We start from the raw sequence: 20,872 nt of genomic DNA on the forward strand, positions 1-20,872 counted from the left end.
ATCAGACTCAATGAGGCAAATATGAAGTTCCCAATAAACAGTATAAAAAGCTACTTTGCCGCCGTTGGTCTTTTCGCCCATATCCTTATCATTTTTTTGGGTTATAGCGTTTACAACCAAGTTAGCAACCAAGCAGAAGCGCTTCCTGAGACACTCCAACGTATTGGACATACGATAAAAAAAGATTACCCTACTGTTGCTATCGCAGGTGACACCCTATTAAACGCCAGTGAAACGCTAACGACCAACAACTATTTTTGGCGAGAGTTTGATAGTAGCAATTGGCCAACGGTAGGCCCTAACTTCTCTACAGCATATGCTGACCTTCCCAGTGTGAGTCGCTCTATTATTGTCGATAATGAACAAGACATCATTAAAGCCATTAATACCGCACAACCCGGTATGGAAATAGTCATCAAAAATGGTGATTACTACCTTGAACAAAAACGGATCAACAGTAGCCTTGCTTATCCTACAGCAAATAACCCCGTTATCGTTAGGGCTGAAACTGCAGGGAAGGTGAACTTAGAACTCAGTACGTTAGAAGGTTTATTTATCAATAGGCCCAACTGGATTATCACAGGGCTGCGCTTCATTGGGAACTGCCAACCTCACTGTGAGCATGCAATGCATATTGTCGGGCATGCCGATAATTTACAAATCACTCATAATGAGTTTGTGGATTTTAACGCCGCTATAAAAGTTAACGGAGTTAACAACAACTATCCTGATTTTGGCAAAGTTTCTCATAATTATTTCTACTTTACCGAACCCAGTGAGTCTTCCAGCTCAGTCACTCCCATTAACCTCGATTCAGGTAACAGTTGGGTACTTAACAACAATATTATTAGAGACTTTATTAAGTTGGGGGGCAATCAAGTCAGTTATGGCGCTTTTATCAAAGGGGGCTCTAATAATGGTGTGATCGAAAACAACCTCATCGTCTGTAACAGTACAAGTAATGATTATGGGGGTTATCAAGTTGGTGTTTCTTTGGGGGGCGGAGGAATGAAACGCGCCACCAGACGAGATAAATCAAATTTTGAAACAAACCTTTCTGTTGTTCGTAATAATATTATGATGCATTGCAACGACGTTGGGGTGTACATCAACCAAGGGAAAGACACCATAGTGAATAATAATATCCTATATAACACCACAGGGATTGATATTCGCTTTAGACAATCAACCGCTTTAGTTACCAATAACATCTTAAGCGGTAGCATAAGAGAGCGAGATAAAGGCGTTGCTGAACAATTCAACAATACAGTATTGCGCAAAGATTTTTGGGGTGGCGGCGAGAAACTGGATGGTTGGTTTAAAGCGCCTTCTGTCGGCGACTTCACACCCACGAAAGCACTTACCCGTTCAGAAACGCCCTACCCGTTTCTAACGACGAGTGAATCAACAGGTAAGACACCATTGCATGATTTTTGTGGAAACCCAGTATTGGATGGAGACACCTTTATGGGAGCATTTAAAGAGGCAATCAGCTGCTTTGAACCATAAGACGCTTAGCACTCCTAGCCATATTTTGTAGCGATAGGGCAAAATGTGGCTGGTGATATTCTATTATCGAAAGTCGCTGACGGTTGTTTGAAAATGTTTGTTTATATCGAGCCTCTCCCCCCATAAAATCATACATTTTCATCCCACCAGCAAGTGCCTGTTCGATCAATAAATAATGGGCAACTAATCCAGGCTTTAGCTGCGGATCATCACTATATGAAAGTGCACTTAAATAGAAATAAACCACACCGCCAAAATGAAAGTTATAAATAATACCTAGATCACTTTCACCCGCTGTAACTCGGTGGATTTGTATCATACCTTTTGAGAAATTATGACGAATAAAAGCCTGATGAAATTGAACAAATTCAGGATTCGCAAAGCCACTCTCCCCGAGATTCCCCCCCCAACGATTCATGTGCCTATGCTTAGCCTGCTCAAACAATATTAACGCCTTTTCACAAGAATCTGCTGTATGCACTTTTAAAGACCCGCTGCGCTCATACTTTTTAATACTTCGCCGTATTTGCTTACGTGCACTTTTCGACAGCGATTCATCTAGCGTCTGGCCATTACTATTTAACCGTTTAAAATCAATGAAATAACTAGAGCTCTGCCATACCGTTCGCGGGAGCATCGTCCTCGTCTGATCCGTTATAAAAGCATCATGAAAAATAACCTCTTCGCGGCTTGCTCCTACGGATAAACAGTCTCTCGGTTGCAGCCTTAGTTTAACGGCACTAAACATCGCTTCTCTTATTTGCGCTTCATGTTCGCACTCAAGAAGGAAGTCATTATATTCAATCCAAATTTGATCGGCTTGTTCATCTCCGAGTCGATGCAAAGAATAATGGTTGTAACTTTGCCCCAACCAATTTCTTTTCTGTTTCACCGTAAAAATGCCGAGCCCGACTACTTGGTCACTGTTGCAGGCCGTTAGTAACCAAAAATCGTCAACAAAGGTTTCAAGCCATGGTCCAATCCAACACCATGAAATAAAGGGATTGGGCTTGGTATTAGGTTCAAGCGCCAGCCACTGATCTTTTACTTCGTTTATCGAAGGGCTACGTAACCATTCGCACTCAATCTGATTTTGGTAATCCATTCAACCATCCATCTTTCAACAGCGTCCTCTGCCTATTAACTAAGAGTAGCAATCAATAATGTAAAGCACTGGACATCCTTCAATTCTTTGCGCTGACAAACTTATTTAGGTCTATCATAAAAATGTCCAGCAATTTTTTGTCATCACAGGGATGCTTATGACTCACAATAAAAGCAAAACTTTCACCCGACTCGCTTTAGCCAGTTTCATAACGCTTTCTTTGGCTGCATGTAATGATAAATCTACCGAAGAATATCTCCAGCAAGCGCAAACCTATATTGAAGACCAAGATACCAACGCCGCTATTATTGAATTAAAAAATGCTATTAAACAAGCCCCCAAAGACAGCCAAGCTCGACAAATACTTGGTCAAATTTACCTAGATCGCGGTAATTTTGCATCTGCTGAAAAAGAACTCGAAAAAGCCCTTCGGTTGAAAGGCGACAGTGATTCATTGTCTCCTCTTGTTGCTCAAGCATTGCTAGGACAAGATAAAACAGAAGCATTAATCGAATTAGTTGATAACACGCGAACCACAGAACAGAGCGTTAAAACCGAATTGCTGGCATTTAAAGCACTCGCCCTTCTTAAACAAGGGAAAATGGAAGAGGCGCAATACAGCCTTTCTCTTGCTGAAAACGCAGGGCAAGACACCCTGTATCAGTCCATCGGTCGTGCAACACTCGATGCAGCCAACGAGAACATTGATTCGGCACTTTACATTGTAAATAACATCGTTAAAGAACACAGCACAAGCAGTGATGCTTGGCTATTAAAAGGACATTTAGAGACAGCGAAAGGTGATAATAAATCAGCGGCTAGGAGCTATCAAAAAGCCGTGGATAACGCACCAGATGCGATTCAATACACGCTATACCTCGCGCAAGCACTTGTCAGAGATGAAGCTTATAAAGATGCAGATAAGTACGTTAGTAACTTGCTGAAAATGTCAAATAACCACGTCATCGTTAATGAACTAAAAGCAAACATACTCTACGCAGAGGGAGATAGTGACGAAGCTAAAGTACATGCTGATCTTGCCATTCAAAACGGCTCTCAAAACGTATCCACTTACCTTATTTCCGGTGTGGTTGCCTTCCAGCAAGGTAAGTTTGAACAAGCGAATGAACACTTCAAAAAGATAGACCCACTGGTTCCCGATAATCACTTTGTAAAACGCCTATACACCATCACTCAATTTAAGCTTGGTGACATTGATGATGCGATGAGCACTCTAAGTAACTTTAACGGGCAAACAAAACAAGACAGCACTTTCCTTTCATCAATGAGTGTTGAACTCGCGCGTTTAGGCCGTGAAGATGAAGCGCTTGCACTCGCGCAAAAAGCATCCGCTAACGGTTCAGGTGATAGCCAAGTTAAACTTGGGCTCATTCAGCTGGCCAATAATGACACCAGTGGGCTGGATACCCTGCAACAAGCGCTAAATGTTAACCCTGATTTGAAAGAGGCAAAGCTCGGATTAGCCTACTTCTACCTAAAACTGGGCAAAATAGATGAATCAGAAAAAACCATTGATGAATGGTTAGCAGAAAGCCCGACCAACACGCAGGCTATGTTATTAAAAGGCTTGGTTTATCAAATTAGGCAACAGCCCGATCAGGCTAAAACATGGTACACCAAGGTATTAGCGAGCGACGGTGAGAACATTCAAGCACACCTTGCAGTTGCACAACTCGCCGATAAACAAGAAGGCCCTGATGCGGCTTATTCACAAGCAATAAAAGCGTATCAGGTAGAGCCAACCAACCCTCTAGTTTTCCGTCATACCGTACGTTTTGCTTATCAGTCGGACCAAATGGCTGAATTGAGTAAAGCCATCGACGAGCAAAGAAATAAAGACCAAGATAACGATGTGTTGAAGGTTCAAAAAGCAACTACGCTCGCTATCAGCACTGAATATCAAGATGCCATTGAATTGCTTGAAACTATTTCACCCCATAATCAAAACAGCAGTTCTTTACGCTTACTTGGCGATCTCTATAACCAACAACGAGATTATGATAACGCGCTCACCTACTACAGTCAGTGGCTACTAAAAGAGCCCCTTAACCCCAATGCATACATTAAAAACATACAACTTAATGAGCTTGTAAATAGAGCAGATAACAGCTTAAGGCTAACAGAAAAAGCACGCAGCCTGTTTATCAACGACACGCGATTTACCCTCATGCAAGCAGGCCTGCTGCTTAAAACCGGCAAAAGTGAACAAAGCCAAGCCTTATTAAATCAGCAGTCAGATGAAATCAAACAAACCGCTTACTTCTTGCGTTTACAAGCGATGATCTACCTACAAAACAAAGCGTATCCAGAAGCTATCCAAGCATTAGAGCAGCGTTATGACATGCTTCCAAATCAAGATTCAGCCGCTGATTTAGCTATCGCTTATGAAATGGCAGACAAAACAGATCAAGCCATTAAATTCTTAAAATCGGTTATCAACGAATACGGCAACAAAGCCGACTCACTACAAATTCGATTAGCTGATCTGCAAGTTAAATACCGTCCAAATGAGGCGATTGCACAGTATGAAACCATTTTAGTGCGAGAACCAAACAACATCATCGCGCTTAATAATGTCGCTTGGCTGTACCTTGAAAAAGGCGATACCGACAAAGCCTGTCAATCTGCAAACAAAGCGCACAAACTCGCGTCAAAACGAGGAAATATACCGGAAATACTCGATACCTATGGTTATTGCCTATTGAAATCAGGGCAAATCGCACCCTCGCTTCAGCCGCTGAAAGAAGCCTACGCTAAGAAACATGATGATGCCGAGATTGCACTGCACTATGCCGAAAGTTTATTGGAAAATAAGCAAGCAGATAACGCCAAAGATGTGTTGGAAAAAATCAACACATCAGATCCTCGCTTAATGGCGATAAAAGGCCAGCTCCAAAATAAACTGACAGCTGTCAATTAGTGCCATAAATCTCATCCTATGCTTACCGCCCGAATAGGGCGGTTTTAGCATCATGACTAGCAATAGAAGGTTCAGTAAAAATACACATGAAGAGCCCCTCCCCCTCTCTTCCGATGTTTAAACAGGTGCGATTATGAAAACGACTCACAGATTCCAGGCATTGTTCACTTTACTGCTTATGATGGCTATTAGCATACCGATAACAGCCACTGCAGCCTTGCCAGATACCATCAGCAAAGTAAAACCTGCCATTGTCGGTATTGGGATCTATAACAAGCTCGCGACACCGCGCGCGCAGTTATTAGGTACAGGTTTTGCCGTTCGCATCTCTAGTCAATCAACGAAGAGTCAGATCATCGCAACCAATGCGCATGTGGTACCCAGTCGATTACTGAACGATGGTAAAACGCAGTTTGTTGTTTTTGTTGGTCAAGGAAAAAGCCCCGACGTTCGAAATGCGCGTGTTATTGCCCGTGATGAAAAGCATGATTTAGCCTTATTAAAAATCACCGGTAAAGCAATACCCACCCTTTCAATGGCCAACTCACAAGTTAGAGAAGGTGAAGAATACCCCTTTACAGGCTTCCCTATCGGCGCCATTTTAGGGCTTTATCCTGTTACTCATAAAGGCATGATTTCGAGTATTACCCCCGTGGCGATTCCCGCAAGAAATGCGAAAGAACTAACGGTAAAACAGCTTAAGCACCTTAAAAACCCCTACATGGTCTACCAATTAGATGCCACAGCTTACCCTGGAAACAGCGGTAGTCCGGTTTATCACCCTGCAACTGGCAGCGTGATTGCCATCGTTAATAAAGTGCTACTAAAATCAACCAAAGAGTCCGCACTTACCAACCCTAGTGATATCACTTATGCGATCCCTGTAAAACATTTGCAGCAGCTGATTAAACGCACGGCGCTAAATTAAGGTTATGAGATCATATTGGTTAGCACCTCAATTCAAACTGCTGAAGATCTATATTGCTTGGGGGGCTTTTAGCTGTTATTTCGTTTTTATAACGCTAATATCACTTTCTGCGGGGGCAGAAACAGACAGTCTGTTAGATTTAAAACAATACGGCATCTTATTTCTAGATAAGCTGCTTCATCTGGGGGCTTACGGTTTATTCGTAATACTTGCTAGCCAGTTGGGTTTATCCTTCCACAAATTTATCTCACTGTGCATCGCGCTATCAGCCTATGGACTGTTTCTTGAGTTTTGCCAAGGGCAGTTTATTTTAAATCGTGAAGCCTCATGGCTAGATGCGATAGCCAATGTAATGGGTGTCGTTATTGGGTTTATGCTGTTCTATAAATCAGCACGACGAAATAAGTAATATTTTTACTGTTTATTGTCTGTCACCAATACACAGACAAGAAAGGCCAGCAACTGCTGGCCTTCTCGATCACATTATCTTCACTACATAAGTTACCTTAAAGCAACTCACGATAGTTCGTTACAGCCCGATACTCGGCAATTCAGGAAAAGGGCCTAAACCAAAAGCCGCGCGATCAGCATAAAACTGGTTACCACTTTGATAAAGAGCGGAATCATTCATCGAGCCTACAAATTTATTTTGGGTCACAACCTTAGAAACATCTTTCGCACTGTCTGAAATACCAAAGAAATGGTTACTGCCATTACGCTCTAAAATAATAATATTATCTCTAATCTCTACCGAGTGTGAAATTGCAGGATCAACAGGATTCACTTCATAACCATAACCGAGTAACTGGTTATTTGCAGAATTAGGTCCTTGCTCTAACACGCTCCCACGTATAACTAATTTACCGGCATTCGGTACATCGACTAAACGGCTATCATTACCTGTTAACGATGCAATTTCGCTATATTCAATGATCGTTTCTTTTGCGCGGGATTTAATTTCATGCCCTTCATCTTTAGAGCTATAAAATTTACTGTAACGTACTTCTAAACGATCGGCTTTATTCACATAAATCGCATGGGCTCGACCCGCCTTGCCTAAATTTTCAAAACGACTGTATTCAATTCGGATCGTCCCAGTGCCATCATGGGCAAGGATCCCTTGCTCACTATCGTGAAAATACGCATATTTGAGTAACAGGTTCTGCCCCTCTTGACGAATACAAGCGCCATTTTGATCGGGTACTGTGACGCCACTACACTCAATTTGCTCCATGGTTGTGTCGTTGCCTTGGATTACAAATGTCGCTTTACCACTCACAGCCCCCGCTATGAAGTGGGTATTAGGGCTACCTTGGATAGTGACATTACTCGGCTGAATCGTCATGCCCTGACGATAAGTGCCATTACCAATCACGAGTATACTATTGTCTTTCAATGCATTTTGCGCGTCAGATATATTGGAAAAACTCACGCCATCCACAAGAAAGGTGTTATCCGCAACATCAGGGGTGGGCGGCAATGGCTTAGGTGGCGGGATCGGTGTGGGCCCTGGTTCTGGTGTTGGGTTCGGTGTGGGTCCCGGCGTAGGCGTAGGCCCTGGCGTCACAGATGAATCATCTCCAGCACTTCCCCCTTGGCACGCAGTCAGACCCATTATGCAGCTTAACAATACAGCATATCGTACTTTATTTTTTTGGTTTGTGTTCTTCAACATACTTATCAACCGCTTCCTATCTGGTGTGTTTTTAATTAAGCGAAGCGATTCTATGCGGCTGTTTGTAAGGTATGTCAGCGGTATGTTAGAAGACATTGTTCGATTTATATCCTCCTGTTTCTGAAAGATATTTAACCGACGAACAGTTAAAGCTTTAGATAACAAAGACTTAAACGAAAAGGTACACAAAGGCATTCATTCCCTACCATGAATTGTCTTTTTATACTGACAGTCTCACCTATCGTTTTACCAATAAAAGAAAACAACTGGCTAATAGCGCCTCGGTCGCATCACTACCTCTTTTATAAGATGGGTTACTCGAACATGCTTATTCTCAAAGGTTCTCTCAAAAAATCACAATACTGAAATAATTCCACTAAATTTCAATACCACCACAATGCGCCACCGATCACGTTTTGTATGGCTACACACCTCTTTAGTGGTATGCGCTTAAAAGTATTGCTTCTTTTATCTTCCATTTAGCCCAGAGCGACTACTCTCGATATGAATATGTCAAATAAAGGTAATTACCATGGAATCTACTTCCCCAAAACATCCGATGGAACGAGAGGACAATACAGTTTCATCAGGAAAGGAATCGATGGAAGATCTACTTGAGAGAGTGACTAAACTAGCGCTAGATTCAATGCACCAATTATCCTATGAAAACAATGATTAACGCTTCATTGAAAAATAAGCAAGCAACAATACATTTACTCAAAGGCCGCGATTAGCGGTCTTCATCAAAAATTGACAGGGCAAGATCACATCGAGCACGCAATACCGTCTTACACGTATATCAGTGAAAATAGGGATTAGAATTAACGATACAGCTCATCAACCTCAATAAAATCAGCCAGCGGCTCAACTGTAGCCACTGAAACTGTGCATTTTTGGGTTTTATCGGCTTTAACTGTACAAAATCCCTTCATACCTTCACAATTAGTCACCACAGCCACTGATTATTCCTCTATAATCAGCGACCGTATTTTTGGTCAGGCGCTGTTTCTCTTTCTACGATGAAAGCCATACAACAGCCATCTGCTTTAGGAACAAAGAATGTCATTTTCATCACAAGGTTTTTCACCTGATATTGTGCGCGCATTAACCGAGTGTGGTTATGAAAAACTCACTCCCGTTCAACAACAGGCTATTCCACACGCTCGTCGTGGGCACGATATCCTTGCACACGCACAAACAGGTACAGGTAAAACCGCGGCATTTTCTTTGCCTATCATTCAGCAGATTTTTGACAAACAAAAATCACGTAGCCGTTTTAATGTTCGTGCATTAATTCTTGCGCCTACACGTGAGCTTGTTGATCAAATTGCACACAACATCGAAAGCTACACTAAATACACCGACGTTTCTGTTGCGGCTGTTTTTGGTGGTGCAAAAATGTCATCGCAAGAGCGTAAGCTTGAAGCTGGTGTTGATATTCTTGTAGCTACACCGGGTCGCTTAATCGAGCACATCGAGCTGGGTAACGTGAGTTTTGCTAACCTAGAATTCCTTGTATTCGATGAAGCTGACCGTATGTTAGATATGGGCTTTATTAATGCGATTCGCACCATTATGGGTGGCATCAGTCAGCATCCGCAGACCATGTTGTTCTCTGCAACATCGTCTACGCAAATGAATTCATTAGCACAAGATTTATTACGTAAACCAAAGCGTGTCATCGTAACAGCTGAAAACTCAACAGCAGAAACGGTTTCTCACGTTGTGTACCCAGTTGATGAAGACCGTAAGCGTGAATTACTTTCTGAATTGATTGGTAAGAAAAACTGGCAACAAGTGCTGGTATTTGTGAACTACAAAGAAACAGCAAACCAAGTAGTGAAAGAGCTAAAACTTGATGGCATTAAAGCTGTTCTTTGCCACGGTGACAAAGCACAAAGCGCACGTCGTCGTGCACTAGAAGAATTTAAAACAGGCAAAGCACGTGTAATGGTCGCAACAGAAGTTGCTGCTCGTGGTCTGGATATTCAAGGTCTACCGCACGTTGTTAACTACGATATGCCTTTCCTTGCTGAAGATTACGTTCACCGTATTGGCCGCACAGGTCGTGCTGGTCAAGAAGGCCATGCTGTGTCTTTTGTTAGCCGTGAAGAAGAGCTAACACTCGTGCAAATTGAAAAACTCATTCAGCAACGCATTAAACGTATTCAACTTGCAGGCTATGAACCAGCAGACCGTGATGCGCTATTGCTTAAAATGAATACAAAACCAGCATTTAAAAATCGTCAGGGCCGTACTAACAACCCAGAAGAGCAAGGTTCAGCAGAACGTCGTCTTCGCCTTCGCCGTGCGATTCAAGGCAAATCAAGCAAAGTGACTCGCCTTAAAAAGTAGAGCCATCCAGCGCTAGTAAGCACAAATGCAAAAGCCCGCTTTCATAGCGGGCTTTTTTAATTCACTGTCTAATACCAACCTATCTCTCTACTAGACCAACCTAAGTAATTGCTGATGAGATTGGTATTCTGACGTACTTTGATTGATGATCCGACTTACTGTATTAGCGGTGGCTAACGTCTTCGTATTCACCATCAATGGTATTACTGCCGTGTGGTGCAGCGTGCATGTTAGCGCGATTGAATCGAGTTTCCGCGTGTGCGTAAGCAACTTTACGCTTAATGAATGGCGTTGTTAGTAAAGCTGCAACACTAATGAAAAGACCCATTACTGTTGCCATAATCAATGTAAACGCACCTACAATAAGTGCTGCAATACCAGTCAGTATATTCTTCATCGTCTATGCCTCTTCTTTATGTTCTTTCAGACTAACTGAACAAAGATGAACAATATCTGAACGAAGCCATAAATTGATCCATCTCACAGCAACACGAAAATTTTCAATTCGTGATTTACATCATTTTAAATTCAAAACCAATAGATGAGAATGATTATCAAAATCATTAATTAGTGTGGAATGAATCATGAAAGCAGCTGTAGTAAACGAATTTAAAGGTCCTCTTGTCATTAAAGATATACCACTCCCACAAGTAAAACCTCGTGATGTTTTAGTTAAAATCCATGCATGTGGTGTTTGTCATACCGACCTACATGCGTGCCATGGTGATTGGCCAGTAAAACCTAAAATGCCACTTGTGCCAGGCCATGAAGGTGTTGGAGAAATAGTTGAGGTTGGCAGCGAAATAAAACACCTTTCAGTCGGCGATCGTGTTGGTGTACCTTGGCTGTATAGTGCCTGCGGCCACTGTGATTACTGTTTAGAAGGCCAAGAAACATTGTGTCTAGAACAACATAATGCGGGCTACTCTGTTGATGGCGGTTACGCAGAATATTGTCTGGCTCATGGTGAGTACACTATCAAAATTCCAGATGGGATCAGCTACGTTGATGCAGCTCCACTCTTCTGTGCAGGTGTTACAACATATAAAGCATTAAAAGTTACTGCTGTAAAACCGGGGCAATGGGTCGCAATTGTGGGTGTGGGTGGACTTGGTCACCTTGCTATTCAATATGCTGTCGCTATGGGCATGAATGTCGTTGCTGTCGATACTGGTGCTGAAAAACTATCATTAGCGAAAGAACTTGGGGCCACCTACTGCATCGATTTTTTGAAAGATAAACCATCTGACAAAATTCAACAGCTTGTCAACGGTGTTCATGGTGTTGTGTGTACAGCCGTTTCAAAACCCGCTTTCGAAGAAGCGTACCGCTCGGTCCGTCGTGGCGGCACTTGCGTACTGGTTGGATTACCGCCAGAGGATATGCCAATCCCTATTTTTGATACGGTATTGAATGGTATCAAAGTAATCGGCTCTATCGTTGGCACGCGTAAAGATCTACAAGAGTGCTTACAGTTTGCGGCTGAAGGCAAAGTAAAAGCCATTACTGAAGTGAAGCAATTAAAAGATATTAATGATATTTTCGACGATATGTTGAAAGGAGAAATTACGGGCCGAATAGTAATGGATTTCTCCTAAGCCTTTAATTTTATGAAAAATAAAGCCGGCTTACACTAGCCGGTTTTTGTTAGAGTAAATAAGTGAGGAAAAATTTACCCTTCACTTATTCCATCATCTAAATCGATATAATGCAGTCGCCTTTTTAATCATCCCCTAGCTCTTTTAAAACAAAATCAATAAAACTTCTCACCTTTGAAGACATGTGCTTCCTACTGGGGTACATCATATAAACATTGATGATCTGCAATTTAAAGTCCGTAAAAAGGGGAACTAGAAGCCCCTGTTCAATTTCTGACCTTAAATTGAATTTGGGTAACCGTGTAATACCTTGGCCCGCAAGACAAAGACCCAACTCCATTTCTGAGCTGTTCGTCAGTACTTTGCTATGTATTTGGATCGGATGTATCTGATTATTTTGATCCGTAAATTGCCATACATTCGGCGTTTTCAAGTTGCTATAGCTAATGCAGCGGTGATTCACCAAATCAGCTGGGTGTGTCGGTGTTCCATAGCGTGATAAATATTCTGGCGAAGCAAGTGTGATCCCATGTGACTTAAATATAGGACGGCATATTAAGCTTGAATCTTCAATCGTAGCTGATGCTCGGATTAAAAGGTCAAAGCCCTCGGCAACCATATCAACCCGACGATCATTAAGATCCAGCTCCAAGTTCACTTCAGGGTATTGCATCATATATTTCGCGACTACTGGGCGAATTCTGGATATGCCTAAACTAATAGGACATGAAATCCGTAGCAAACCGCGTGGTTCAAGCTGCCCTCCCGTCATGGCGAGTTCAGCTTGCTCTGCATCAAAAAGTAACTGCTGGCATTGTTGAAAGTAAACTTCACCTTCAGATGTAAGACTTAATGATCGCGTAGTACGATGCAACAAACGCACCCCTAATCGCTCTTCGAGTTTGTTTATCTCTTTACTGATATACGATGTTGAGTGACCACTACTTTCAGCTGCTTTTGTGAAACTCCCGCAATTAACAACCTCAACAAAAATGATCATTCCATCGAGTAAATGTGCATTAAACGCCATAACTTCCCTCTCTCTATGACAAACTGAGTAACTAAATTAGCTTAATCAGTGACACACTCTATTACGTACATTCATCAATTAACAGTCATTTGGAAATAATCCATCCACTATAAGGCTATTAATGATTCTCACGATGTAATTTATAGTTAGTCCATCAGCAGCAACACGAAACATGTTTATGGATGTTGAAATAAAGCATTCCACTCAGCAGCACGAACTGGTAACTCACCCAACGGGGCTCTCTCTATTTATTCGAGACCCAGATCGTAACGTTATCAAATTTATTGAATATACTGGATTAAATGCATTCAACTAGTCAGCGTTAAGAACAGTAACAATGCTCAACATCCAAAAATATAAAATTAGAACTTTAAGGAATCATCATGAAAGTATTAGCATTTGCAGCAAGTAACAGTAAGCAGTCAATCAACAAACAATTAGCAACAGCTGCTAGCCAACTCATAAATGAAGCTGATGTTGAAGTTTTAGATATCAATGATTACGAAATGCCGATTTTTAGCATGGAGCGTGAGCAAGAGCTTGGTCAACCTGCACAAGCACAGGCTTTCTTTAAAAAGATTGGTGAAGCCGATGCTCTGATTATCTCTTTTGCAGAGCATAACGGTTCATACACTGCCGCTTACAAAAACCTTTTTGATTGGACATCACGTATCGATCAAAAAGTTTTCCAAGGCAAGCCAATGCTATTGCTTTCAACCTCACCAGGCCCTGGCGGTGCAAGTAACGTATTAGCAGCGGCTGCAGGCTCCGCTCCCTATTTCGCAGGTGACGTAAAGGCGCAGCTTTCTGTACCGAGCTTTTATGACAACTTTGATCCTTCTACCTGTACGGTGACAAATCCAGAGATTTTAGATCAACTTCAATCAGCGGTTGCCTTACTGAAGTAATACACAACGAAATTCTATTATATGATTCTCGCTGTCGTGCTAAATCCTGCATTACAGCGTAAATCATCACATCTATTGCCAGCATTCATTTAATAAGCAACTCTAAGCTAGAGTATTAAATCGACTGGCTCGTATAAACGTAAGTAAATATTTCAAATTGTTAGTCAAACCAGTCTTCTTTTGCTTATCGACTCCTTCATTGTTTTGATTTAACTCGCAAAATGTACAAAAGCCATTATGCGCTTACATATGCCTCTATCACTATGAGCCCCAGTTAAAACAATAATGGATTAGACAATGAAACTACGTTATCTCGCCGTACTCCTTTCTGTGATGAGTTCATCAAGCATGGCATTCGATCTAACAACTCCCCAAGCAAACAATACGGACAAGCTTGTCTGGACAGGTCATTTAAGCCCAGACACCGACACAGTGACATCCGCGATTGCAGCCGCTTATATCTATGGCGGCACCGCAGCCGTACCAGAAGATATCAACCCAGAAAGCCGCTTTGTACTTGAGTACTGTAAAACAGCAGCACCTAAGCTACTTAAAGATGTGTCAGCAAAACAATTTGGCTTAGTGGATTTCAACCAACAAACCCAACTGCATCAATCTGTCGATGAAAAAAATATTGTTGCCATTGTTGACCACCACGCTATTGGTGGTAACCCCGTTAACATGACACAAGTGGCGTCCATTGATATTCGCCCATGGGGTTCAGCTGCCACTATTCTTGCAAACCATGCTGAAACACACGGCATCACCTTACCAGCCAACATCGCTTGTACGACGCTAGGCGGTATTCTATCTGACACCATGGTCTTCCGCTCGCCAACAACCACTGAATACGACCGTAGTTATGCTGAAAAGCTGGCTAAGGTTGCAGGCATTAAAGATCTCAATGCGTTTGGCGAAAAAATGCTTGAGGCAAAATCAGACCTAAGCCATGTTAGCGCCGCTGACATCCTGACGTTGGATTACAAAAACTTTGCTTATGGTGGCAAAAAAGTGGGCATTGGAGTAGCTGAAACAATTACTGCTCAACAACTGTTAGACAGAAAGCCTGAATTTATTGCTGCAATGAAAGCCTATAAAAAAGAAGCAGGCTTAGATCATCTCTTCTTCTCGGTGATTGACACTAAAAACAAACATGCGAACCTTTTGTGGATAGACAACGCCGATCAAAAAATTGCTAACGCTGCATTTAAAGGTAAAGCATCTGAACAATGGCTAGTGCTTGAAGGTGTGACTTCGCGTAAGCGCCAAATTGGCCCTGCCATTCAAAAAGCAGTTGAAGCTAAATAGCTAAATTTAGCTTGATACACTTCAAAATTGATCTCAATTTAAGCCCTTCATACCGTACGGATATGCGGGGCTTTTAAACATAAACGCGTGAAATTTTTTCGATAACGACAACTTTTCTTTTCCTCTTTCAATCGCACCTTCTATTTATTCACATGCTTAATGTACCATCCGCTAAAAATCAGGTTGCATAATTGATACTTGTGAAAATTTTCTATTTAAGCATGAATAAAATCCCGCTAAATCTATTCAACACAATTGGTTATCAGCCATAAAGTCCATCTAAACCAGCTTTGTAAATGGGATTTGTGTCACTCTAAAGTGGTAATCCGCATGCGAGCATACACACAGAATTTGAGAATAATCACAATTGGTACATACCACATATGCCCTACTTACATTTTATTTTTGGTCTTGCTGTTGTCGCCGTTCTTGCCTTATTAGTGAGCAAAGATCGTAAAAGCATAAAACTTCGCTACATCATTCAACTACTCGTGATTGAAATGAGTGTGGCTTACTTCTTACTCAATTCATCCGCTGGTACTGGTATTGTTACCGAGTTCGCAAATGGATTTAATGGCCTTATGGCTTTTGCCGCTGAAGGGACAAATTTCGTTTTCGGTGGGTTAATCAATGACGGTGGTTTCGACTTTTTCCTGCAAGTTTTAATGCCAATTGTGTTCATTTCGGCGCTGATAGGTATTCTTCAGCACATTAGAGTGCTACCCGTTGTTATTAGTGCTATTGGCTTCTTACTCTCTAAAATCAATGGTATGGGTAAACTAGAATCTTTCAATGCCATCAGTGCGCTCATGGTTGGCCAGTCTGAAAACTTTATTACCTATAAAGATATTCTGGGTAAGATGTCTGAACGCCGCATGTACACTTTGGCGGCAACGGCGATGTCGACCGTTTCAATGTCTATCGTGGGTTCTTACATGCAGCTAATCGCCCCTAAGTATGTGGTGGCGGCACTATTTTTAAACATGTTTAGTACTTTCATTATTCTGTCGATCATCAACCCTTATGATCATGAAGCAGAAGTGAACTTCGACGATATGATTGCAGAAGCTGAAGGCGAAAGAGTCACCTTCTTCGAAATGCTAGGTGAATACATTTTAACGGGTTTTAAAGTAGCCGTAATCGTTGCTGCAATGCTGATTGGCTTTATCTCTCTGATTGCCATGATCAACAAAGGCTTTACTGTAGCGCTAGGTATTAGCTTCCAAGACTTGATTGGCTACGTGTTCTACCCTGTCGCTTGGCTGATGGGTATTCCTGCAAGCGAAGCACTGCAAGCCGGTAGTATTATGGCTACTAAGTTAGTATCGAACGAGTTTGTGGCAATGATGGCGCTACAAGAGCAACTAGATACCCTATCTGCTCATACGATTGGTACAATTTCTATCTTCTTGGTGTCATTCGCTAACTTTAGCTCTATCGGTATTATTGCTGGTGCTGTTAAAGGGGTGAACGAAGAAAAAGGTAACCTTGTTGCACGCTTCGGCCTACGCTTACTTTATGGTTCAACCTTGGTAAGTATCCTTTCAGCGATGATCGCTAACATTATGATGGCCTAACGCAGTTCTCCCCTGCCCTCATAATTAATTCACCCTAAAGAAAGCCGACTTATGTCGGCTTTGTTGTATTCATCTGCCATCAATTACTCAATTACTCAATTACTCAATTACTCATCGTTATTTTACATATCTCCACTGACATCTTTCCAATTTCTTGCCACTGAGAATATAAGCTGAATGTTACTAGGCGGTAATCAATATGCTACTTACGCATATATTGTTAACCACCGTGTGAGATGAAAGTCAATTTCCGCTTTCAATAATCACCTAACTCATTGACGTGACAGATAAGTTTGCTCAAGAATACATCGCTCACAATAAATCTGGTCACTATCAAAGCAAGCTGCTCATTGGCTAAACAATTACATTTATTTCGCGTAAAGCAACTTAACACGCAAAGCCAATCTACATATTGCACTTAAATACAGCGTCTACGCTGTGAACTATTACAAGGTATCTGACAGGATTTACCCCAAACAGGACATTAAATTGCCCTGTGTTTTAGTGGTTTTAATGTAAGGAATGTAGATATGAAGCTTGAAAGGGTTTTGCTCTGTTTAGTCGTTAGTCTCGCTGCCGGTTGTGGCGGCGGCTCTGAGAAAACAGATAACACCTCCCCAGCGACCACCACTACCACATCAACAACATTTTCAAATCCGTACCTCCCTGCCCAAGGTGGTGCAGTATGGCGTTATGATGTCGCAGACTCTAGCGAGAGCATCACGCTGTCGAGTAGCAATGTTATTAAAAATAACGGCCAAGAAAGTGTAGAGTTAACATGGGATCACAGCGGATATAAGCAGACGCTACGTCATAAAAATAATGCAGTCTATATCGACCGTATCAAACTCAATCAGGTTACTGTCGACAATAAAGACTATCAAGTTGAAGTCGATTTATCAGGAGATCCCGTTTTGCTACTCCCTGAATATGCTGTTATTGGCAATATGACTGGGGTTAATGGCTATCATGATATGAAAGTGAAAATATCTCCCAATGTCGGGCCAGCGCATGGTGAGTATACATATGAGTGGTCATATAAAGGTGCTGAAACCGTTAAAACCAATACTGGCAACTATGAAGCCTTACATATTAGCTACCGTCTTATCCTTTTAATATCTGTTACGACACAAGATTATGGCACGGTGCATACTCAGGTAGATATCAATCAGGAATTCTGGCTAGTACCTGGTATAGGTATTGTTAAATTAGCCGACTATAGTGCTGCCAGTTCTACCCCATTTATTGCTGTGCTTGGTGGCTTCAATAAATACAAAAATGAAAATAATGTTATCGCCCCCTTGCCGCATAAAATAACGATCCCATCAGATAGCCCATGGAAGAATATCCATAGCATCTACAAACTCAACGAGTTATACGGGAACTGGGAGAATGAATACCAGTGCGATAGCAACACAGAGTACAGCCCTTCATTCAAACTGTCGTTAAATGAAACCAGCTATACACTGCGTACACTTGTGACCAATAACGAGAGCTGTAATCAGGCCGAGGCTCACGAATATATCGAGTCTGGTACTTATAAACTGCTTGGCCACGACATTATAGATACCGATTACTTACACTTAGAGTTAATGCCAAGTTCATCGGAGCAGAACTTCTACCGATTTGGCAATTTAGTGCACAATACCCAGAACTTTGCTTACACTCATGATATCAATTTGGCTAAAGGCAAAAACGGAAGCCTCGAGTTCGCTGTCGATACTATTCCTGAAAAGTTCATTAATCAGCGTTTCTACACAAGATTAAAGCCTACAAAAGCGAAAGAACCTAGCATCGAAGGTTTGGAAAAAACATCACTGATTTATTTTAGAATGTACGATGACGTTATGATGATCGCCCCAGAAGATGACTTTACAGGTTGGGGAATGCAGGTGTGGAATGATAAACAATGCGATTCTATTCTCGATTCACAACTCAAAGACATCAGCTGGGAGAAACCACTTCAACCTTTAGGCTATGATCCAAGCTACGGTATTTACTTTGAATTAAAGATAAAAGAGGGGAATACAGGCTGCGCGAATGTAGTTATCCATAAAGGTGATCAGAAATCTGTCGATGATAATATGAGATTGAAGTTATCCGCTCCGCTTTATTCTACTATTACCTATAAAGACACTCTAATTAGTTATAATTAACTATTTAAAAATAATAAAAACCGCTGAAGCCTCAGTGGTTTTTTTAATTTTTAGATAACACAAAAAAACAGGCTTTTAATATTTAACCATTCCTATCATGATTAAATATTAAAAGCCTGCCTCATCTTATTAGGCAGCTTAGCGTGATGAAAGCACGACTAAGCTGCAATCTAAGCGATTAAGCTTGTGGAAGCGTACCTTCACCGTTAGAAACAACAGCATCGATTTGAACTAGCGCGCCCATTTCGATTTGAGAAACACCTACAACTGTACGTGCTGGAAGCTCACCGTTGAAGAATGTTGTGTAAACTTCGTTTACTGCGTCGATATCAGCAACATCTTTAAGTTGGATGTTGATTTTAACGATATCGTCCATTACGTGGTCAACACTTTCAACGATAGCTTTGATGTTTTTCATGCACTGCTCAGCTTGCTCTTTAGCACCGCCAGCTACGATTGCATTTGTTTTAACGTCAACTGGAAGTTGAGTAGCAACGTGGTTGTAGTGAGAGAAAGCAACTGTTTGTGTGTATAGTGCGTTACGTGGTGCTGCATCTGTGTTGCTTGCACGGATAACGATGTTGTGACGGTCTTCAACTTCTTGTGGAGGTGTGCCGTCGCCGTGAGATACAGATGCATCAATTTGAACTAGTGCACCCATAGGTAGTGCGTCAGCTGCGATAACAGAACGTGCTGGTACGTAAGCAACTGTACGTGCGATAGCTGAATCTGGGAAGAAAGTTGAGTAAACTTCGTTTACTGCGTCAGCATCAGCAAGATCTGTTAGGTACATGTTGATTTTAACGATGTCGTCAAAAGGAACGTCAATGCTTTCTAGCACTGCTTTCATGTTTTTAAGACACTGAGCTGTTTGCTCTTTCACGCCGCCTTCTACTAGAGCGCCTGTTTTAGCGTCTACTGGTAGTTGAGCTGAAATGTTGTTGTAGTGAGAGAAAGCAACAGTTTGAGTTGAAACTGGGCTTTGTGGTGCATTTTCAGTGTTGCGAGAAAGCTTGATAAGCGCACAAGGAGCTTGTGGAGCTGTACCTTCACCGTTAGAGATAAGCGCATCCATTTGAACTAAAGCATCGCCCATTGGCAGTGCGTTAACTTGAACAACTGTGCGAGTCGGTAGAAGGTTAGTGAAGAATGTCGCGTAAACAGCGTCTACAGCTTCAATATCAGCAATGTTTTTAAGGAAAACGTTAATTTTAACAACGTCGTCCATTACATGGTCGATGCTTTCAACGATAGCTTTAATGTTAGTTAAACATTGTGCTGCTTGGTCTTTTACGTCACCAACAACGATTTCACCTGTTTTAGGATCTACTGGCAATTGAGCCGAAAAGTTATTGTAGTGAGAGAAAGCAACTGTTTGAGTAGATAGAGTGCTTTGAGGTGCGTTCTCAGTATTACGAGAAACTTTGATGATCGCGTCAGTCATTGGAATATTATCCTATTATATAGTACATAAATACGTATTTATCTTTGATAGAACGTATTTGAAAGAATGTTCGAAGTGGCGCAATAGTAAGTGAAATAATTCAGGGTAAATGTGACGCACCTCTAAACATTATTTCACTAGCGAGCTAAATAAATAGGATAAATAATCACTTTTCGACTAATTATTCACGATTTTATTAATTACCTGCCTTTTAGTTCATTTTATTTCTATGTTCGATTCGTCAATTGTGAATATAATCTCAATCAATTATTTAGATAAATAACGTCATTTCGGTCAAATCTGATACACCGTTCACAATAAGCTCATTAAAAGTAATG

At 41.5% G+C, this 20,872-nt stretch carries 17 protein-coding genes; 11 read left to right on the forward strand and 6 right to left on the reverse strand.

Going from position 1 to position 20,872, the window contains the following annotated elements; genetic code table 11:
• The first annotated feature begins 21 nt into the window (after window positions 1-21).
• Entirely contained in the window at window positions 22-1,509 is a 1,488-nt protein-coding gene (locus tag OCU87_RS22050; RefSeq protein ID WP_062687598.1) for a polysaccharide lyase domain-containing protein, read from the forward strand.
• Here the strand turns inward: OCU87_RS22050 and OCU87_RS22055 are convergent.
• Window positions 1,490-2,614, reverse strand: a complete 1,125-nt coding sequence (locus OCU87_RS22055; protein ID WP_261858504.1) for a GNAT family N-acetyltransferase — start codon at window positions 2,612-2,614, stop codon at window positions 1,490-1,492. The two genes, OCU87_RS22050 and OCU87_RS22055, sit on opposite strands and share 20 nt — an antisense overlap.
• A gap of 157 nt (window positions 2,615-2,771) precedes the next feature.
• On the opposite strand from OCU87_RS22055, the gene prsT reads away from it, so the two are divergent.
• From prsT to OCU87_RS22070, 3 genes are all read left to right on the forward strand, one after another.
• Window positions 2,772-5,555, forward strand: coding sequence for an XrtA/PEP-CTERM system TPR-repeat protein PrsT (gene prsT / locus OCU87_RS22060; RefSeq protein ID WP_261858505.1), 2,784 nt, complete (start codon window positions 2,772-2,774; stop codon window positions 5,553-5,555).
• Between the two features lie 133 nt (window positions 5,556-5,688).
• Window positions 5,689-6,483 (forward strand): S1 family peptidase, encoded by a 795-nt coding sequence (locus OCU87_RS22065; protein WP_261858506.1) that lies wholly within the window; start codon window positions 5,689-5,691, stop codon window positions 6,481-6,483.
• A gap of 4 nt (window positions 6,484-6,487) precedes the next feature.
• Window positions 6,488-6,892 (forward strand): VanZ family protein, encoded by a 405-nt coding sequence (locus OCU87_RS22070; protein ID WP_261858507.1) that lies wholly within the window; start codon window positions 6,488-6,490, stop codon window positions 6,890-6,892.
• A 120-nt stretch (window positions 6,893-7,012) separates the two neighbouring features.
• On the opposite strand, the gene OCU87_RS22075 is transcribed toward OCU87_RS22070, so the two are convergent.
• Window positions 7,013-8,098, reverse strand: coding sequence for a right-handed parallel beta-helix repeat-containing protein (locus tag OCU87_RS22075; protein ID WP_261858508.1), 1,086 nt, complete (start codon window positions 8,096-8,098; stop codon window positions 7,013-7,015).
• A gap of 592 nt (window positions 8,099-8,690) precedes the next feature.
• Here OCU87_RS22075 and OCU87_RS22080 point away from each other — a divergent pair.
• A complete protein-coding gene (locus OCU87_RS22080) occupies window positions 8,691-8,837 on the forward strand; it encodes a hypothetical protein (protein WP_261858509.1) in 147 nt (48 codons plus the stop codon).
• 142 nt (window positions 8,838-8,979) lie between these two features.
• Here OCU87_RS22080 and OCU87_RS22085 read toward each other — a convergent pair whose 3' ends face one another.
• Window positions 8,980-9,117 carry a hypothetical protein gene (locus tag OCU87_RS22085; protein ID WP_261858510.1) on the reverse strand — a complete coding sequence of 46 codons (138 nt, stop codon included), beginning with the start codon at window positions 9,115-9,117 and terminating at the stop codon, window positions 8,980-8,982.
• 100 nt (window positions 9,118-9,217) lie between these two features.
• Between OCU87_RS22085 and OCU87_RS22090 the strand changes: the two genes are divergently transcribed.
• A complete protein-coding gene (locus OCU87_RS22090) occupies window positions 9,218-10,513 on the forward strand; it encodes a DEAD/DEAH box helicase (RefSeq protein ID WP_094955984.1) in 1,296 nt (431 codons plus the stop codon).
• 163 nt (window positions 10,514-10,676) lie between these two features.
• Here the strand turns inward: OCU87_RS22090 and OCU87_RS22095 are convergent, their stop codons facing one another.
• Window positions 10,677-10,910, reverse strand: coding sequence for a hypothetical protein (locus OCU87_RS22095; protein ID WP_062689001.1), 234 nt, complete (start codon window positions 10,908-10,910; stop codon window positions 10,677-10,679).
• Window positions 10,911-11,097: 187 nt separating this feature from the next.
• Here OCU87_RS22095 and adhP point away from each other — a divergent pair, with 187 nt between their 5' ends.
• Window positions 11,098-12,111 (forward strand): alcohol dehydrogenase AdhP, encoded by a 1,014-nt coding sequence (gene adhP / locus OCU87_RS22100; protein WP_261858511.1) that lies wholly within the window; start codon window positions 11,098-11,100, stop codon window positions 12,109-12,111.
• Between the two features lie 124 nt (window positions 12,112-12,235).
• On the opposite strand, the gene OCU87_RS22105 is transcribed toward adhP, so the two are convergent.
• Window positions 12,236-13,141 (reverse strand): LysR family transcriptional regulator, encoded by a 906-nt coding sequence (locus OCU87_RS22105; RefSeq protein ID WP_261858512.1) that lies wholly within the window; start codon window positions 13,139-13,141, stop codon window positions 12,236-12,238.
• Between the two features lie 383 nt (window positions 13,142-13,524).
• Between OCU87_RS22105 and OCU87_RS22110 the strand changes: the two genes are divergently transcribed.
• The 4 genes from OCU87_RS22110 (at window position 13,525) to OCU87_RS22125 (ending at window position 19,090) form a co-directional block, all read left to right on the forward strand.
• Window positions 13,525-14,049, forward strand: coding sequence for an NADPH-dependent FMN reductase (locus tag OCU87_RS22110; RefSeq protein WP_062688996.1), 525 nt, complete (start codon window positions 13,525-13,527; stop codon window positions 14,047-14,049).
• A gap of 297 nt (window positions 14,050-14,346) precedes the next feature.
• On the forward strand, window positions 14,347-15,357 hold the full coding sequence (locus OCU87_RS22115) for a manganese-dependent inorganic pyrophosphatase (RefSeq protein WP_062688994.1): 1,011 nt from the start codon (window positions 14,347-14,349) through the stop codon (window positions 15,355-15,357).
• Window positions 15,358-15,740: 383 nt separating this feature from the next.
• Window positions 15,741-16,934 (forward strand): NupC/NupG family nucleoside CNT transporter, encoded by a 1,194-nt coding sequence (locus tag OCU87_RS22120; protein ID WP_062688992.1) that lies wholly within the window; start codon window positions 15,741-15,743, stop codon window positions 16,932-16,934.
• A 530-nt stretch (window positions 16,935-17,464) separates the two neighbouring features.
• Entirely contained in the window at window positions 17,465-19,090 is a 1,626-nt protein-coding gene (locus OCU87_RS22125) for a pullulanase-associated domain-containing protein (protein WP_261858513.1), read from the forward strand.
• Window positions 19,091-19,268: 178 nt separating this feature from the next.
• Here the strand turns inward: OCU87_RS22125 and OCU87_RS22130 are convergent, their stop codons facing one another.
• The gene (locus tag OCU87_RS22130; RefSeq protein WP_062688988.1) at window positions 19,269-20,534 is read right to left on the reverse strand and encodes a RidA family protein; all 1,266 of its coding nucleotides are present in this window, start codon (window positions 20,532-20,534) and stop codon (window positions 19,269-19,271) included.
• Between the last annotated feature and the right edge of the window lie 338 nt (window positions 20,535-20,872).

It is taken from the genome of Photobacterium sanguinicancri, assembly GCF_024346675.1.
In the GTDB taxonomy this organism is placed as follows: Bacteria; Pseudomonadota; Gammaproteobacteria; order Enterobacterales; family Vibrionaceae; genus Photobacterium; species Photobacterium sanguinicancri.

What these genes read in the sequence shown, in the direction of transcription:
- OCU87_RS22050 (WP_062687598.1), top strand. Translation starts at nt 22, where the DNA reads ATGAAGTTCCCAATAAACAGTATAAAAAGCTACTTTGCCGCCGTTGGT.
- OCU87_RS22055 (WP_261858504.1), bottom strand. Translation starts at nt 2,614, where the DNA reads ATGGATTACCAAAATCAGATTGAGTGCGAATGGTTACGTAGCCCTTCG.
- prsT (WP_261858505.1), top strand. Translation starts at nt 2,772, where the DNA reads ATGACTCACAATAAAAGCAAAACTTTCACCCGACTCGCTTTAGCCAGT.
- OCU87_RS22065 (WP_261858506.1), top strand. Translation starts at nt 5,689, where the DNA reads ATGAAAACGACTCACAGATTCCAGGCATTGTTCACTTTACTGCTTATG.
- OCU87_RS22070 (WP_261858507.1), top strand. Translation starts at nt 6,488, where the DNA reads ATGAGATCATATTGGTTAGCACCTCAATTCAAACTGCTGAAGATCTAT.
- OCU87_RS22075 (WP_261858508.1), bottom strand. Translation starts at nt 8,098, where the DNA reads ATGGGTCTGACTGCGTGCCAAGGGGGAAGTGCTGGAGATGATTCATCT.
- OCU87_RS22080 (WP_261858509.1), top strand. Translation starts at nt 8,691, where the DNA reads ATGGAATCTACTTCCCCAAAACATCCGATGGAACGAGAGGACAATACA.
- OCU87_RS22090 (WP_094955984.1), top strand. Translation starts at nt 9,218, where the DNA reads ATGTCATTTTCATCACAAGGTTTTTCACCTGATATTGTGCGCGCATTA.
- OCU87_RS22095 (WP_062689001.1), bottom strand. Translation starts at nt 10,910, where the DNA reads ATGAAGAATATACTGACTGGTATTGCAGCACTTATTGTAGGTGCGTTT.
- adhP (WP_261858511.1), top strand. Translation starts at nt 11,098, where the DNA reads ATGAAAGCAGCTGTAGTAAACGAATTTAAAGGTCCTCTTGTCATTAAA.
- OCU87_RS22105 (WP_261858512.1), bottom strand. Translation starts at nt 13,141, where the DNA reads ATGGCGTTTAATGCACATTTACTCGATGGAATGATCATTTTTGTTGAG.
- OCU87_RS22110 (WP_062688996.1), top strand. Translation starts at nt 13,525, where the DNA reads ATGAAAGTATTAGCATTTGCAGCAAGTAACAGTAAGCAGTCAATCAAC.
- OCU87_RS22115 (WP_062688994.1), top strand. Translation starts at nt 14,347, where the DNA reads ATGAAACTACGTTATCTCGCCGTACTCCTTTCTGTGATGAGTTCATCA.
- OCU87_RS22120 (WP_062688992.1), top strand. Translation starts at nt 15,741, where the DNA reads ATGCCCTACTTACATTTTATTTTTGGTCTTGCTGTTGTCGCCGTTCTT.
- OCU87_RS22125 (WP_261858513.1), top strand. Translation starts at nt 17,465, where the DNA reads ATGAAGCTTGAAAGGGTTTTGCTCTGTTTAGTCGTTAGTCTCGCTGCC.
- OCU87_RS22130 (WP_062688988.1), bottom strand. Translation starts at nt 20,534, where the DNA reads ATGACTGACGCGATCATCAAAGTTTCTCGTAATACTGAGAACGCACCT.